The 15,527-nt window shown below is 35.5% G+C and carries 16 protein-coding genes, 7 tRNA genes and 1 pseudogene; 15 read left to right on the top strand and 9 right to left on the bottom strand.

Annotation, left to right across the window (positions count from 1 at the left end; translation table 11 throughout):
- The first annotated feature begins 5 nt into the window (after positions 1–5).
- The 10 genes from rplQ to CDOM16189_RS09145 all read left to right on the top strand — a co-directional run bounded on the left by rplQ (position 6) and on the right by CDOM16189_RS09145 (position 8,059).
- The gene (gene rplQ, locus CDOM16189_RS09190; protein WP_169975274.1) at positions 6–362 is read left to right on the top strand and encodes a 50S ribosomal protein L17; all 357 of its coding nucleotides are present in this window, start codon (positions 6–8) and stop codon (positions 360–362) included.
- A gap of 176 nt (positions 363–538) precedes the next feature.
- Complete coding sequence (locus CDOM16189_RS09185) at positions 539–808, top strand: NifU family protein (RefSeq protein WP_169975276.1); 270 nt, start codon at positions 539–541, stop codon at positions 806–808.
- Positions 805–1,353, top strand: coding sequence for a histidine kinase (locus CDOM16189_RS09180; RefSeq protein WP_169975278.1), 549 nt, complete (start codon positions 805–807; stop codon positions 1,351–1,353). Before CDOM16189_RS09185 ends, CDOM16189_RS09180 begins: the two co-directional genes overlap by 4 nt.
- The gene (locus CDOM16189_RS09175; protein ID WP_169975280.1) at positions 1,337–2,620 is read left to right on the top strand and encodes a UDP-N-acetylmuramoyl-L-alanyl-D-glutamate--2,6-diaminopimelate ligase; all 1,284 of its coding nucleotides are present in this window, start codon (positions 1,337–1,339) and stop codon (positions 2,618–2,620) included. The genes CDOM16189_RS09180 and CDOM16189_RS09175 overlap by 17 nt, the downstream gene beginning before the upstream one ends.
- Before the next feature lie 42 nt (positions 2,621–2,662).
- Positions 2,663–3,010 carry an aspartate 1-decarboxylase gene (gene panD / locus CDOM16189_RS09170; protein ID WP_169975282.1) on the top strand — a complete coding sequence of 116 codons (348 nt, stop codon included), beginning with the start codon at positions 2,663–2,665 and terminating at the stop codon, positions 3,008–3,010.
- A gap of 91 nt (positions 3,011–3,101) precedes the next feature.
- Positions 3,102–3,410 (top strand): YbaB/EbfC family nucleoid-associated protein, encoded by a 309-nt coding sequence (locus CDOM16189_RS09165; RefSeq protein ID WP_169975284.1) that lies wholly within the window; start codon positions 3,102–3,104, stop codon positions 3,408–3,410.
- Positions 3,411–4,487, top strand: a complete 1,077-nt coding sequence (locus CDOM16189_RS09160) for a DUF7488 domain-containing protein (RefSeq protein WP_169975285.1) — start codon at positions 3,411–3,413, stop codon at positions 4,485–4,487.
- Complete coding sequence (locus CDOM16189_RS09155) at positions 4,488–5,342, top strand: polyprenyl synthetase family protein (RefSeq protein WP_169975287.1); 855 nt, start codon at positions 4,488–4,490, stop codon at positions 5,340–5,342. It begins immediately after the preceding gene.
- A 9-nt stretch (positions 5,343–5,351) separates the two neighbouring features.
- Entirely contained in the window at positions 5,352–7,265 is a 1,914-nt protein-coding gene (tkt, locus tag CDOM16189_RS09150) for a transketolase (RefSeq protein ID WP_169975289.1), read from the top strand.
- Positions 7,265–8,059: an undecaprenyl-diphosphate phosphatase gene (locus tag CDOM16189_RS09145; protein WP_169975290.1), complete on the top strand. Its 795-nt coding sequence runs from the start codon at positions 7,265–7,267 to the stop codon at positions 8,057–8,059. Before tkt ends, CDOM16189_RS09145 begins: the two co-directional genes overlap by 1 nt.
- Before the next feature lie 25 nt (positions 8,060–8,084).
- Here the strand turns inward: CDOM16189_RS09145 and CDOM16189_RS10105 are convergent, their stop codons facing one another.
- The 3 genes and pseudogenes from CDOM16189_RS10105 to CDOM16189_RS09135 all read right to left on the bottom strand — a co-directional run bounded on the left by CDOM16189_RS10105 (position 8,085) and on the right by CDOM16189_RS09135 (position 9,415).
- Positions 8,085–8,603 (bottom strand): CZB domain-containing protein, encoded by a 519-nt coding sequence (locus tag CDOM16189_RS10105; RefSeq protein ID WP_502707263.1) that lies wholly within the window; start codon positions 8,601–8,603, stop codon positions 8,085–8,087.
- A 3-nt stretch (positions 8,604–8,606) separates the two neighbouring features.
- A pseudogene (locus tag CDOM16189_RS10100) lies at positions 8,607–8,780 on the bottom strand (methyl-accepting chemotaxis protein); the annotation flags it as partial.
- Between the two features lie 546 nt (positions 8,781–9,326).
- Positions 9,327–9,415, bottom strand: a tRNA-Ser gene (locus CDOM16189_RS09135).
- A 155-nt stretch (positions 9,416–9,570) separates the two neighbouring features.
- On the opposite strand from CDOM16189_RS09135, the gene CDOM16189_RS09130 reads away from it, so the two are divergent.
- Positions 9,571–9,647, top strand: a tRNA-Met gene (locus tag CDOM16189_RS09130).
- 1,029 nt (positions 9,648–10,676) lie between these two features.
- Positions 10,677–10,856, top strand: coding sequence for a hypothetical protein (locus CDOM16189_RS09125; protein WP_169975294.1), 180 nt, complete (start codon positions 10,677–10,679; stop codon positions 10,854–10,856).
- Between the two features lie 154 nt (positions 10,857–11,010).
- Here the strand turns inward: CDOM16189_RS09125 and CDOM16189_RS09120 are convergent, their stop codons facing one another.
- The 6 genes from CDOM16189_RS09120 to CDOM16189_RS09095 form a co-directional block, all read right to left on the bottom strand.
- A complete protein-coding gene (locus CDOM16189_RS09120; protein WP_169975295.1) occupies positions 11,011–12,282 on the bottom strand; it encodes a DUF2254 domain-containing protein in 1,272 nt (423 codons plus the stop codon).
- 212 nt (positions 12,283–12,494) lie between these two features.
- Positions 12,495–12,584: transfer RNA gene (locus CDOM16189_RS09115), tRNA-Ser, on the bottom strand.
- 46 nt (positions 12,585–12,630) lie between these two features.
- A complete protein-coding gene (locus CDOM16189_RS09110; protein WP_169975297.1) occupies positions 12,631–12,786 on the bottom strand; it encodes a hypothetical protein in 156 nt (51 codons plus the stop codon).
- Between the two features lie 19 nt (positions 12,787–12,805).
- Positions 12,806–12,879: transfer RNA gene (locus tag CDOM16189_RS09105), tRNA-Cys, on the bottom strand.
- A gap of 9 nt (positions 12,880–12,888) precedes the next feature.
- A tRNA-Leu gene (locus CDOM16189_RS09100) sits at positions 12,889–12,975 on the bottom strand.
- Between the two features lie 19 nt (positions 12,976–12,994).
- Positions 12,995–13,069: transfer RNA gene (locus CDOM16189_RS09095), tRNA-Gly, on the bottom strand.
- Positions 13,070–13,178: 109 nt separating this feature from the next.
- Between CDOM16189_RS09095 and CDOM16189_RS09090 the strand changes: the two genes are divergently transcribed.
- The 3 genes from CDOM16189_RS09090 to CDOM16189_RS09080 all read left to right on the top strand — a co-directional run bounded on the left by CDOM16189_RS09090 (position 13,179) and on the right by CDOM16189_RS09080 (position 15,467).
- A tRNA-Ala gene (locus tag CDOM16189_RS09090) sits at positions 13,179–13,254 on the top strand.
- Positions 13,255–13,554: 300 nt separating this feature from the next.
- On the top strand, positions 13,555–14,778 hold the full coding sequence (locus CDOM16189_RS09085) for a tyrosine-type recombinase/integrase (protein ID WP_169975299.1): 1,224 nt from the start codon (positions 13,555–13,557) through the stop codon (positions 14,776–14,778).
- A 2-nt stretch (positions 14,779–14,780) separates the two neighbouring features.
- Positions 14,781–15,467: a hypothetical protein gene (locus tag CDOM16189_RS09080; protein ID WP_169975301.1), complete on the top strand. Its 687-nt coding sequence runs from the start codon at positions 14,781–14,783 to the stop codon at positions 15,465–15,467.
- Positions 15,468–15,527 lie beyond the last annotated feature (60 nt).

Below are 15,527 nucleotides of genomic sequence, written 5' to 3'. Positions count from 1 at the left end.
AATAAATGAGACATAAACATGGTTATAGAAAATTAGGTAGAACGGCATCTCATCGTTCTGCATTGCTTAAAAATATGGCAATTGCAATAATAAAAAACGAAAAAATAGAGACAACACTACCAAAAGCTAAAGAGCTTAGAAGCTATATCGAAAAGCTTATCACAAGAGCTAGAAAAGGCGATAGCAATGCTCATAGAGCGGTTTTTGCAAGTCTTCAAGATAAAGAGACTACAAATAAGCTTGTTACTGAAGTAGCTCCTAAATTTGCAGGACGCAATGGCGGATATACCAGAATAGTTAAAACTCGCGTTAGACGCGGTGACGCTGCTGAAATGGCTTATATAGAGCTAATTGGCGAATAACATTAGAGAGCAAAAGCTCTCTAATACACTCTTTTGTCTGGTTGATTTAAAATTTTTACTTTTATATTCTTTAAGAATAGACTCAGATTTGCCTAAATATCGCAAATTATTTTTCTTCATTTAAAATTTAATTTTGTCAAATATTGTATAATAATCCAAAAAATAAAAGGTGAGATATGATACCGTTTAGTGATGAAGAGCTTTTAAAACCTGTAAGTATGAGTTTGCAAAAAGTTATGCCTATGCTTGAGAGAGATGGCGGAGGACTCGAGCTTTTAGGCATCAAAAATGGCAAAATTTATGTTCGACTTACTGGTCATTGTCATGGCTGCGCAGCAAGCGGAACTACCTTAAAATACGGCATAGAAAGACAGCTTAGGATAGATATTCACCCTGAACTTGAGGTGATAAATATTCCTATTGGCGAAGAGGTTAATTTAGATTGATAGATTATAAAAAACTTGGTATCAAGGCCTTTTATAAAGGGCGATTTGATGAGGCGATGAATTATTTTTCGCTTGCATACGACAAAAAAAACGATAAAAAATTTCTATTTTTCATAATGCTTTGCTCACTTGCCAAAACAAGATATGATGAGGCTACGATGCTATTTGAAATTTTTAAGGTCAAAGAGGATGTGGGAATGAGTGCTGAGGATTTGGATGAAATTTTAGCCACTCTAGAGTCTAAATTTGAAGAGAAAGATGAGCTTGAAAGTCAAAATGCGATCAGCTATCATGATTTTATGCAGGCGGTTGCCAGGGAGGGTAGCTTTAAGAGTGTATTTGAAGATATTATGTTTTCTACCAGAGTTATGATAAGTAGCCGAGATGACTTTTTGCAATTTTTAGAAAATTTGATTAAAAACGATTTTATCGAGATGGGATTAAACTACATAGAAAGCGCTGCCTCTATTTTTGCCGGCGACGAGAGACTAAATGCGCTAATCGGAGAAATAAACAAAAGGCGCAAAAGTGAAGATTTACATTAAAGACTCATTTGTAACGGATAATTCAAAAGAATGCGAAAAAGGATGCTTTTTTGTTCGCACTCATACAAATTCAAAATTTATAGACTCAGCTATTGCTAATGGCGCTAAAGTCATAAGTTTAAGCGAATGCAAAGAGATTTTGGGGATTGATAAAAATATAAAAATCATAGGCGTAACGGGAACAAACGGTAAAACTACAACTGCCGCAGCGATTTACTCAATATTGCTTGATCTTGGCTATAAATGCGGGCTTTGCGGCACGAGAGGCGCATTTGTTAATGATAAAAGGATTGATGAAAAGGCGCTTACTACAAGTGAAATTTTGCGTACTATTAATTATTTAAAAGTTGCAAGCGAAGAGAAGTGCGAATTTTTCGTTATGGAGGTTAGTTCTCATGCCATAGACCAAAATCGCATAGAGAGTCTTGATTTTGCGATGAAAATTTTTACAAATTTGACACAAGATCACCTTGACTACCATCACACTTTCGAAGAATACGCGCGTGTAAAAAGCAGTTTTTTTGATGATGACACTTTAAAACTTATAAATATCGATGATGGAAATCTAAAATTTAACGCTAAAAATGCGCTTACTTATTCACTTAAAAAGCATGCAAATTTCACTCCTATCGCTTATGGATTAAAAAATGGCATTAATGCTATTATTAAGACTCCAAAGGGCGAGCTTGAGATCAGCTCAAATTTGCAGGGTGAATTTAATCTTTACAATCTAATTGCGGCGATTGGTTGCGTAATGAGCTTAACGGATAAGAGTTGTAATGAGATATCGCGTGCAGTTAGTAATTTTGGCGGTGTTGAGGGTCGTATGGAGGTTGTTAGTGACAATCCTCTTGTTATTGTTGATTTTGCGCATACTCCAGATGGAATTGAAAAAGTCTTGAATGCACTTTGTCACTATGAGATTGTGGCGATCTTTGGAGCGGGAGGAGATAGAGATAATACAAAGCGTCCTAAAATGGGTGCAATGGTGCAAAGATTTGCAAAGCTTGCGATAGTGACTAGCGATAATCCAAGAAGCGAAGAGCCTATAGAGATAATAAAGCAAATTTGTGCGGGCATGAAGATGAATGATAGTGTGATTTGCGAACCCGATAGAAAAAAGGCTATTAAAATCGGACTTGAAAGCTTAAAAGGCGGGCAAATTTTAGTGATTTTAGGTAAAGGCGATGAGAGCTATCAGGAGATCAAAGGGATAAAATATCCGTTTAGCGATAAAGATGTTGTTTTACAGACTTTATCTCGCTAATTTTATCTATGACAAATAAATTTAAAATACAAAAGGTATAAAATGAGAATAGAGATTTTGGCTAGTAAAATTCATAGGGCAACGGTAAGTGATGCCAATCTAAACTATGTAGGCTCGATAGGAATTGATGAAAAATTGATGGAAGCGGCAAATTTAATAGAAAATCAAAAGGTTGAAATTCTAAATATAAATAACGGCGAGAGATTTTCTACTTATGTAATAAAAAGCGAAAAAGAAGGCGATATTTGCCTTAATGGAGCCGCTGCACGCAAAGTTTGTATAGGTGACAAGGTTATCATAGTAGCTTACGCAACAATGAAATTTAAAAAAGCTAAAAAATTTGAGCCTAAAATCGTGCATGTAAATGAGAAAAACCAAACAATATCCTAAAGTTTAGATACTCTGCAAACAGATCAAAAAATAAAACAAATTTATATAAGCTCAAATTTGATATAATCAGCCAAAACCAAAAGGATTTTTTATGTTTGAAGGACTTGATTTTTCTAAAATGGGTGAGATGCTTGAAGAGGTTCAAAAGAAAGCTCGTGAGCTTGAAAATGAAACTGCGAACCGCGAATTTAGTGTAAAGAGTGGCGGAGGGCTTGTTAGCGTAAGAGCTAATGGCAAGGGAGAGCTTCTGGATATCACTATAGACGATAGTCTGCTTGAGGACAAAGAGAGTTTGCAAATTTTACTAATCAGTGCCGTAAATGACGTAATGGCAATGGTTGAAGAGAGTAAAAAGCATATGGCTTCTAAGATGTTAGGTGGATTTGTCGGAGGTGTATAGATGAGAAAAATTTTTCTTATTTTAACACTTTGTGCGATTGTTTTTGCTGCTCCTAGACCTACACAAGATGATTTTAACGCTTGCTTTGAAAAAACCTTACCAAGTATTGTGGATGTAAGTGGGAATAAAGGCATCGCACTTAGCCCGAATTTAATAGCCGTTCCTAAAAATAGTCAAATGCCTATCAAAAACTATATCAAATTCGATCCATTTTTGGGACTTTATCTACTTGCATCGGATATCAAGCTTGAGCCAATTAGGATGAGCGATGATAACAATACTAAAAAGAGCGATTGGGTAAGCGTTACTAGCGATCTTAACGCGACTGTTTACGGACATGTCAAATCTCTTGGAGAAAGACTAGGAGAGCTCGATACTCTTACTTTTGATGTAAATGGCACAGGAGCGCTTCTTAGTGTTTGTTGCAATATGCGCGGTATCGCAGTGGGCGGTAATAAATTTGTGCCAAGTAGATATCTAAAGCATTTTATCGCCTATCCTGATCTGTATTATGGAGATGTTGGAGCTAGCTTTGAGGCTATTAAGGATAAAATTTATGTAAAAAGCGTAGAGAGATTAGGTAGAGGCGCTGTATTGATGATGGGCGATGAAATAGTAAGTATAAATGGCCAAAAATTTACCACTCTAAGAGAGCTAAATGAGAGAATTTTATTCTCCAAAAAGGGCGAAATTTTAAATTTTGAAATCATCAGAAATGAAGTAATCGAGAGGTTTGATATACCAGTTTCTAGCGAGTCAAACGCTCAAAATACTCAAAAGACAAATTTTAATGTTGATAAAACAGAGATAAAAAAAGAGTCTAAAGTAGTTAATACCGCCAGAGATTTTTTTAAGGCGCAAGGAATAACTCTTGATGATAAACTTGTAGTCAAAAAAGTTGATGAAGATTCTCAGGCTGCGGGATTTGGGATAAAACCTGGTGATAAGCTTATACAAATTAATCAAAATGAAGTTAAAGACTATAGGGATATTTTGAAATTTACGTCAAAAGAAAAAAGCGAATATATACTGCTTTTTCGACGTGAAGGTTTTGACTTCTTCTATAAAGTGCGCTAAATGAATGAAAATTTATTAAATGATTTTAAGAGTTTCTTGGCGGAAAATTTGCCGAGTGCCCCAAGCTTTCATCCGTATTTTGATGAGGCTTTAAAATATATGTTGCTTGCCGGAGGCAAACACTTTCGTGCGATGCTTTTATTAGGAGTTGTGAAAGCGCTTAAGCCCGAAGTTTTAAAGGATGCGTTTGGTGTGGCGCTTGGGTTTGAGATGATGCACACTTACTCTCTTATTCACGATGATTTGCCGGTGATGGATAATTCCCAGCTTCGCAGAGGCAAGCCGACACTTCATGTAAAATTTGATGAGGTTACTGCTGTTTTGGTTGGAGACGCTTTAAATACTCATGCCTTTTATCAAATTTCAAAGACTAATTTAAGCTCAGAAATTCGTATAAAATGCGTTGAAATTCTAAGTCAGAATGCTGGTGTTGGCGGAATGGTTTTGGGTCAGGCATTGGATTGCCACTTTGAAAACCAGAGGCTTGGATTGCAAGAGCTTACGTTTTTGCATTTGCACAAAACCGCTAAGCTAATTGCCGCAAGCTTAAAAGCTGGATGCGTAATAGCCGATATGAGCCATGAGGATAGCGAAAAAATCTACAAAGTCGGGCTTGATTTGGGACTTGCTTTTCAAATAGCCGATGATATTATAGACGCGACAAAGAGTGCCACCGAGGTCGGCAAACCTACAAATAATGACAGTGTGAAAAACTCGTTTACTAATCTGCTTGGCGTTAAAGGTGCTAAAGAGGCAAAAGACGAACTTATAGAAAAAATAGAAAACGAGCTAAAAAGCACTCATCTTGGAATTAAAGAGATAGTTGTAAATTTAATAGATAGACACTTGAGATAAAGGAAAAATATGCTAAAAAAACAGGCCGATACTATAAGATTTTTATGCGCCGATATGGTGCAAAAAGCAAATAGCGGACATCCTGGTGCACCAATGGGGCTAGCGGACGTGATGGTCGTGCTTATGAAATTTTTAAATCACAATCCAAAAAATCCAAATTGGCTCAATCGTGATAGACTCGTATTTAGTGGTGGTCACGCAAGTAGTTTGGTGTATAGCTTTTTACATTTAAGCGGATATGATTTAAGCCTTGATGAGCTTAAAAAATTCCGCCAACTTGGCTCGCTTACTCCTGGCCATCCTGAGATTCATACTAAAGGTGTGGAGGTTGCAACTGGTCCGCTTGGACAAGGTGTGGCGAATGCCGTAGGATTTGCTATGGCTGCAAAATACGCTGCAAATTTGCTAAACGAACCAAATAATGAGGTAATAAATCATAAAATTTACTGTCTTTGCGGAGACGGCGATTTACAAGAGGGCATTAGCTATGAGGCCTGTGCTATAGCGGGAAATTTGAGTTTAAATAATTTGGTTTTGATATACGACTCAAATAATATCACAATAGAGGGTGATACAAGCATAGCTTGGAGCGAGGATGTAAAGGTTCGTTTTGAGGCTCAAGGCTGGGATGTGGCTCGTATAGATGGGCACGACTATGATCAGATTGAATTTGCTCTTGAGCAAGCCAAGGAAAGAGAAAAGCCTTATCTGATCATTGCAAATACTCGTATAGCAAAGGGCGCTGGCGAGCTTGAGGGAAGCCATCATAGTCACGGAGCTCCGCTTGGAGAAGAGATTATAAGAACTGCTAAAGAGGTTGCTGGGTTTGATCCTGAGTTAAAATTTGCTATAGATGAAGATGTGTTGTTGCGTTTTAGGGCGGCTATTGAGAAGGGCGATTTGGCTGAGGCTTTATGGAATAAACAAATTGAAAATTTAAGCACTGAGGGCAAAAAGCTCTTAAATTCGCTTCTTAATCCTGAAATATCTAAGATAAATTTTCCTGATTTTACAGGCAAAAAAGTGGCAACACGCGATAGTAACGGCGCGATAATAAATGAAATCGCAAAGACTCTTCCTGGATTTATGGGTGGTTCAGCAGATCTTGCTCCATCAAACAAAACCGAGTTAAAAGGCATGGGAGATTTCCCGAACGGACGCAATATCCATTTTGGAATAAGAGAGCATGCGATGGCCGCGATAAATAACGCATTTGCTAGATATGGTCTGTTTTTGCCTTTTTCGGCGACATTTTTTATCTTTAGCGATTATTTAAAGCCAAGTGCAAGAATTGCCGCTTTAATGGGCGTAAAGCACTTCTTTATCCTTACTCACGACAGCATCGGAGTAGGAGAAGATGGTCCTACTCATCAGCCTATAGAGCAGCTTAGCACTCTTCGTGCGATGCCAAATTTTTATACCTTCCGTCCAGCAGACGGAAACGAGAACGTAGAATGCTGGAAAGTAGCTCTAAATTTAAACGCTCCATCGGCTTTCGTGCTATCTCGGCAAGGACTCGAGCCTCTTAATGGTGGTGAGTTTGGAAGCGTAGAAAAAGGAGCTTATCTTTTAAAATCTACGTCAGATGCGAAAATAACTCTTGTGGCAAGCGGAAGCGAAGTAAGTTTATGCGTAAAAACGGCAGACACTCTAAACGCTCTTGGTATAGGCGTAAATGTAGTTTCGGCACCATGCTTTGATCTGCTTTGCGAACAGCCAAAAGATTATGTAGATAAAATTTTAGATCCAACCACAAATATAGTAGCTGTAGAGGCTGCAAGTGCGCTAGAGTGGTATAAATTTGCAGATATTGTTTATGGAATGAAGAGTTTTGGCGAGAGTGGCAAAGCGGATGATCTGTTTGATTATTTTGGATTTAGCCCTGAAAAACTGGTCAAATTTATCAAAGATTTAGTTAAATAATGGATTTTTTGCAGGTTATTGTTCTTGCTCTTGTTCAAGGCATAAGCGAATTTTTGCCTATATCAAGCTCGGCACATTTGGTGCTTGTACCAAAGTTGCTTGGTTGGCAAGATCAAGGCTTAGCCTTTGATGTGGCGGTTCATGTCGGAACACTAACCGCAATCTTATTTTATTTTAAAGATAGTCTCAAAAAGCTTTTGGCTGATTTTTTTGCTTCAATAATGCAGCGAAAAAAAGTTGGAGATAGTACTCTTGTCTGGTCTGTCGGCTTTGCAACATTGCCGGTAGGGCTATGCGGACTAGCTCTTAATGATATTATCGAACAGTATGCCAGAAGTGGCATTATTATCGCTATTACTACTATTTTATTTGCTTTAGTATTGTTTATCGCGGATAAAAATCACGGATTAAAAAGCGAATATGATATGACAATCAAGCTTGCATTTATCATAGGTTTGGCTCAAGCCATAGCTTTAATCCCTGGCGTTTCTCGCTCGGGCATTACTATGAGCACAGCTTTGCTTTTAGGATTTAGCAGAACCGCTAGTGCAAATTTCTCTTTTTTAATGTCCATTCCTGTTATTTTGCTTGCAGGATTGCTTGAAACCGTAAAGCTTGTAAACTCTCCTTGGCATATCTCTTGGAGTGATTTAATATTGGGGGCTGTAGTCAGTGGAGTTAGCGCCTATATATGCGTGAGGCTTTTTATGGCTTTGATATCAAAGATGAGTATGCTACCTTTTGTAGTATATCGCCTTGTGTTGGGCGTATTTTTAATAGCTGTTTTTGTATAGATTGGCGGCGATTATGCCGCCTAATTTATTTTTGTAGTTTTTCTTGAAGCATCTCGTCAAATAGATTAAATAGAATTTGAGAAGACTCTTCGGCTTTTTTGAAATTTTCTATAATTTGAGGGATTGTAATCTTATTTTCACTCATCGCAACTAAAGAGTTGTTTATCTGCTTATGGACATTTGCGTGAGGCTCTTGAAGCTTTTTAAATGATGTGGTTTGCCCAAAAATCTCTTTGCCGGCACTATCGTACCATTTACCAAGCCTACAATTAAAATGATCTGTCATTGCCGACCAGTCTGTTTTCAGAACACGATCGTATCCGTTAAATTTGAAAATTATATGGTCTGTTTTTGCTAGAGTTATGAAAATTTCATAGTATAGCTGCTCTGTTTCGCCTTGAAATTTAATAAGTTCGCCATGAAGTTCGTCAAATAAACTTTTAAAGCTATATATGCTTTCATTTGAATTTAAAGATATTTTTTCTATTTCTTCACTTTGAACAAACATATCGTTCGCATTTTGTTTTAACAAATTTACGTTCATCTCAACTTCTGCTGTTGCTTTTTGTGTTCTTTCGGCTAGTTTTCTTACTTCGTCCGCAACTACCGCAAAACCTCTTCCATGCTCCCCTGCTCTTGCCGCTTCTATAGCAGCATTAAGGGCGAGTAGATTAGTTTGATCGGATATATCTTTAATCAAATTTATAACACTTGTTATTTCGTCTACGCTTTTATGCAGTCCTTCTGCTGTCTCACGAGATTTATTTGAAGACTCTGTGATATGCGAAATTGAGTTAATTATTCCGTTTGATTCGGCTTGCAGCCTATCTATTGTTCTTGCATTTTTTATACTACTTTGAGATAGATCTTTAATCCTTGTTATCTCTTGAATATTTTTTTGCACTGCCGCTAGACCTACTTTTGCGCCATCGATAATACTTCTAGCCATAATATTGTCTTCATTATTTTCTTGGCTTGGCGATTTGTTTACTACTGAAATTTCATCTCGCAATCTTGAGTTCTCTTCAGTAAGACTTTGATTTTCTTGTTGAAGCTTTTTAATTTGCTCCTTTAACACCTCTATTTCTTGTGTGTTTTTGTTTCCAAAAAACATAATTGCACCTTTCTATACGCAATAATGACTTTCGGTCTTTATTATTGTGTGGATTTATTTTTATTAATTTTATTAAATTTACTCTTATAAAATATTAAATAAAGATAAATAAAAATTGAAAATACGATATAAATTTGTTTTGTATTAGTAAAGTGGCAGACAGGATGGGATTTGAACCCACGAAGGCTATTAACCTTACACGCGTTCCAGGCGTGCTCCTTCAACCACTCGGACACCTGTCTATAAAAGCAAAAATTATAACAGAAAATTTATAAGTAGTAGCTTATGATATATATTTTAGTGAATCAATTATCAGTGTTTGTGACAAAAAAAATGCAGAATTTATATCCATATAAGCAATAGTGTAATATAATGCGCATTTCTAACTAAAATAAGTGTCAAGGTAGCTCAGCTGGTTAGAGCGCTGGTCTCATAAGCCGGAGGTCGAGAGTTCAAGTCTCTCTCTTGACACCAATAATACCCTATTTTTAGTGCTTTTAAACACTAGCCTAACATTTTCCTTTCTATTGAAATTTTTTAAGATATTGCAATAAATTTTCTTAAAGTATGAAAAAATTTTATAAAATAATGTATGCTTTTTATCAGAAATAATTGATTATGCAAAAACTACTAGATGTAACGAGCGTGCAGTTGTAATAAGATTATTATTAAAACTCTTGATAATACGATTAGCAATCTATATGATTTATTCATAATGATAGAAAAATGATAGAAAACTTTACTTCTTCTTAACGTATAATATAGAATTATGAAGCAAGTAAAAACTCTAATATATCTATAATATACTAGAGTTTTTTGGAACAAGAGAAATTACCGCTCTCAGCCAAAAGACCGCCGCTACACTCATCGCCTTTGGCGATTTCGTTGCTCCCCCGCTGGTACTATTGCCTGCTACGCAGCCAAAGTAGCAAGGGTTCGCCGCTGGCTAAATATCGAACTTTCCCCCGTTTCCCTGCCGGGACATCGTAGCACTCTCTCAAAAAACGATCAAGGGCGTCGCTTTTTTCAAAAAGCTCGTAGATAGCCTTACGGCTACCCTTGACATTCACTAAACTCTCCACGAGAAAAACGCCTATTGTTGGTAATGTTTTTTAGTTTTTATCTCATTTATATTATAGTTTGGATCAAATATTATAATGGCTTTGTCTATAACAGACAGTTCATCTTGCAAAATAGATACAATCTCTTGATAATGTTTTATTTGTTCTTTAATTTCGGAGTATTTAGATACAAGAGCCGATATCGCGTGAGACTCTACTCTGCTTCGCTTCTAGCCTTTCAAGAACTGCTATAATAGATTCTTTACAGTAAATATTTTTATAGCTTAAAAAGAAATATCTCTTATTTAAAAACTATGACAGAATTTTAGCCTCTTTTGTAATGAAAGTCTTGTGTGTTTTGCTACATAATAGCAATTTTTTAAATTATTATTCAGATGTTTTTTCTTATAATAAATATTATTAAAAATAAAAGGAGTAACAAATGACCGTTACATTAAAAAATGTCAATCACGATACATTAAACGCCATAAAGGCTTTTTTGGCTTTTAACAAGGATGTTAAGATTTTTGAAGAAAATGAAATTAGTGAAGAAAAAGTAACAATAATTAAAGATATCAAAGAAAATAAAAAACTAATTGCTTTAGACTCTTTAAATTCTTGACACAATAACTACTCTGTCACTGTTTTTATCTATTATTTTATTTGCGATATTTTGTTGCCTTTTTGATCTGTTTACCTTTTTTATATGTAGTGGGGGATTAATTAGGCGACTTTTATCATTTTTTGTATGTTTTAAAAAGTACTTGATATATCTTTTACTCAAAAAATTTTATATATTTTTCCTTTAGTCTAGTCTTGTCAAAATCGCTTAGAAGAACACTTAAACTTCTATCCATGGCGTTTTTTGCTTGAGTTTTTGATGTTTCTTTTAAAATCTTGTTTTTGCTATTTTTATGTATTGCAAAAAGTGTTTTTTGAACTCTTAAGGCAACTTCGATATTTAAAGCTCCATCGCGAGCTATAGCATCTATACTTTGGGTTATGAAGTCGCTTGTATTAATTTCTTGTAGGCCTATTCTATCGTAAGAATAAGCTTTATCTTTATTTTGCAAATCATAATTTTCAATCAATAGCCTTGTAATTAAATTTAGCACACTAAATGCAGTTCCTGGATCATTTATGGCCGGTGATAAGGCTTTTTGGGCAACTTCACTAAGCACTATAAATCCAAATCTTGGATCTTGTTCAAAACTTCTTTGGGTGTCAATAACGATAGTTTCATAAATTTGAGCACATATTTTTTCTATCTCTTGCGTATTTTGATTTACTACCTCATCAAAGTATAAAAATGCTACTTCATCTCCTTTGATGATATAATCCCCGGGTCTCGTATTGATAAAAATTTTAAATTCTAATTTTTCGGATAGATTATATAAGTGACTCAAATTTATATGCGTTAAATACCCTGTATCTTTAGAGTTAAGTATAAAATCTGGCTTTTTATCGTTTGGCCTCCAGCAGGCTCCTAAATTTGGATTTATGCTGTAATTATTCATAGCCTTTGAGGTTGCTTTATAAATTTTATCAAGAGTATTTCCAAGTCTACCAAGATGTGAGAGTGTATGAACCCATTTTATTAATGTGTATATGAGATATACAAGAACCGTAGCTGTGCTTACAAACAGTATAAATCTTCCGTTTTGACCATAATATTCTAACCCCAAAGCTACTCTTGCAATAACTGCGTATATAAAAGCAGAGATAAAACTAGCTATCGTTAGTCTCGTGTCATCATCAGCCATAATTAGCTCCGTAGCTCTAGGAGTGGCATTTGCTGATGCACTGGCAAATGCCGAAACCATAATGGAGAGTGAAAAAGTAATGACTGCAAGCATACTTGAGGTTATAATATCAAGTAGGCTTTGCAAAAGATCTCGCTTTATATCAGGTAAAAGTTGCGGAGGCAAGTAGAAAGTACCCAAAAAAGCCATAAAAGCAAATATTATAGCCACGGCAGCACCAATCGTAGGCATAACCCATAATGTATTACTTGGCTTTTTTAGCCGTATCAAAATTCTATACCACAAATAAGATCCTTTTGAAAATTATACAATAGTTCAATTTTTGTCTATTGTTTTTATAAAATATAAAAAGTATAATTAGATTTTATTATATTTTAGTAAATTTAGTATAGAATTTATGTGATAGTGTGATAGTAAGTACGGCTATGATTTTTCAATAATTAATAAAAGCCAAAGTATTAAAAGCAAGGGTTATATCGGACTTTTGGAGTATTATATGGCCGGGAGATAGGGATTCGAACCCCAGGAGGCTTTCACACCTCAACGGTTTTCAAGACCGCCGCTTTCGACCGCTCAGCCATCTCCCGAAAATTAGATTGTAATTATAGCTAATTTTTCTTAAAATCGCTATAGTTATTCAGTTTTTTCCTTGACGTAAGTAGCACCTTCGTTTACTTTTTCTTTTGACCACTCCACTGCATTGTTTGTGTCTTGTTTAACGCCACTCCATGTGTTTGAGCAACCAGCCATCAAAAATACTGCAGATAAAAGAACTAAAAGATAACGCATATTTTCTCCTTATGTCGTTTGGAGGCGACACCCGGATTCGAACCGGGGGTAAAAGCTTTGCAGGCTTCTGCCTTACCACTTGGCCATGTCGCCCTTAGCTTATGGTGCCCGGGACCGGACTTGAACCGGTACAGTAAAAATTACCGAGGGATTTTAAGTCCCTTGCGTCTACCATTCCGCCACCCGGGCATAAATTTTAAAAAATTGATGGAGCGGGAAACGAGATTCGAACTCGCGACCCCAACCTTGGCAAGGTTGTGCTCTACCCCTGAGCTATTCCCGCATTTTAAAAGTGTAATTCTATCCCAACTATGCTTAAAAAAATATTTTATTTTGTTAAAAAAATTAAATTTATTGTAAGTAAAATGTGTATATAATCTCAAAACACTTTTGGGGTTATAGCTCAGCTGGGAGAGCGCTTGAATGGCATTCAAGAGGTCGGCGGTTCGATCCCGCTTAACTCCACCATTTATCATTTTTACTCGTTATCATAAAGCTTCAAAAAGCCCCTAAAATACGGGGTTTTGAGATAGTTTAAGCAATCATACGTTATCATTCAATTTCACTCAATTTCAAAGTTTTGAATATGTTTTTGAATATGTCAAGAATAGCTAAAGATTTTTTAACATATTCAAAAAGATAAAAATAGTTAAAATTTACCCCTAAAAATGGGAGCTAAAAAGCTAATTGAATATGTTATTTTTGATTATTTTATTGAAAATACGAGCTTTTAGGTAAGGTAATGATACCAAATCGTAAGGGCAAACGATGGGAAAATTTGTTAAAGAACTGGAGTTAAAAAAATATAATCTCTCTAAAGGTAAAAGTAGAGAGTGGTTAAAAGACATCGCAACTGAATTTTTATACGTGTATATAACCGATACTAAAAAAGGGCTGTCTAAGACCTTTTACTATCGCTATGCAGATAAAGGCGACCCAAAACGCAAGATAAATCAAATAGTTATCGGTAAATATCCAAGCATAAGCCTAGCCGAAGCAAGAACCAAAGCGAACGAGCTAACCACCATGAGAGAGCGAGGCGAGGACATAAACCCTGAAAAAAATCAGGCTATCACGTTTAAAGACCTAGCCGAACAATGGATAAAAAAAGAACAAAGCAAGGAACTAGCAAGCCTTGATAAGCAGATAGGGCGCATTAATAATCATCTCTATCCGCTATTAAAGGATAAGGATATTAAGACACTCACAAGGCTAGACCTATCAAATGCGATAGAAAAAATACAAGACAAAGAAGCTAAAAGGGGCTTAAGCCACGACACATCAAAGCGAGCTTTTTACCTTATGCGTAAAATTATGGATTATGCAGTGAGTAAAGGCTACATAGATAATAACCCCGCAAGAAATATCATATTTGCCGATACTTTTAAACTATCAAAGACTAACAATTTTAAAGCCATTACAGATACGGACAAGCTAAAAGAGCTTTTGAGGGCTTTTGATGATTATCAAGGCTCAAATAGCACAAAGCAGGCTTTAATATTCGGTATTCATACATTTTTACGCAGTGCAAACGTTAGAAGGCTTAAGTGGCAATATGTGGATTTTGATAAAGACCTCATCATATTCCCCGCTAAAGAGATGAAGTTAAGAAATGAATTTATTATGCCGATAAGTAAGCAAGTAAAAAAGATTTTGCATACTCAAAAAGAGCTTTTGGGCTTAAAGAGCGAGTATGTTTTTCCGAGCGATGTAACAAACACCAAGCCTTTAAGTGAAAACACGCTTAATTATGCGATTAAACGCTTAGGTTTTGGCGATGATATGGTATTTCACGGCTTACGAACGACAGCAAGCACGCTATTAAATGAAAATATCAAGGCTCACGGGCTAGACAGCGAAGTAATAGAGCTATGTTTAGACCATAGAGAGCGTAACACGGTTAAGGCAATTTATGACAGAAGCCAAAGGCTAGAGGATAGAGCTAGACTTATGCAATGGTGGAGTAATTATTTAGATGAGGTAAAGGGGTAGAGATGGATTTTAACCTGAAATTATTTCATCTTTTGGAAGCTGAGAAAATAGAAAATTCTAAAATCGGAGAACAAATAACATTAGATGCGTCAAGGTTAGATATTGATAGCTTCCCAAGACTTACAAAAAGAGGCTGTATATCAGAGATAACAGATATTTTTATTAATAATAGCAAATATTGTGAATTAACTACTTTTTTAAATAAAATTCCTCAAGACCAACATTATGTAGCACTTTATGAAATAAGGAGAATAATTGAAAGTTTTCTTGATGGCTATCTTGATGTAAAAACAAATTTTAGAAACATATTAAAAGACGAAATAAAAGAATTATCCAATAGACAAAAACAAATTCTTGATTTGATAGAATATTTAAAAGATGAGAGAATATCATTGTTTTTCCAAATAGACAACGCGCAAAAATTTACAGTAAAATACAATAAGCTTAACATAGATTGCTTGATACGCGAACTTGAACTTGTCAATTCTTTAATGCAAATTCAGCTTGATAGAAATATTGTCTCATCGAAAGTTATGATAGAGCACCAGGACATAAACACAATAACGAAATATTATCAATTAGAATTATTTAATTTTTGCGAAAAATACTGCTTAGCAAAAACATCTATGAAAAAATATTTTTTATCAGCCCTCAAAAATTCAGTAGATATTTTTTTGAACTCAAAATAAAATTTGCAGTTTTTAAAGCTCACTATTTTAAAAACTGCAATAACTAATTCAAATTCCAGT

The sequence above is a fragment of the Campylobacter sp. RM16189 genome (assembly GCF_012978815.1).
Classification (GTDB): domain Bacteria; phylum Campylobacterota; class Campylobacteria; order Campylobacterales; family Campylobacteraceae; genus Campylobacter_A.
Note: the sequence above shows the minus strand (reverse complement) of the source record. Positions and strands in the feature narration are given on the sequence as shown.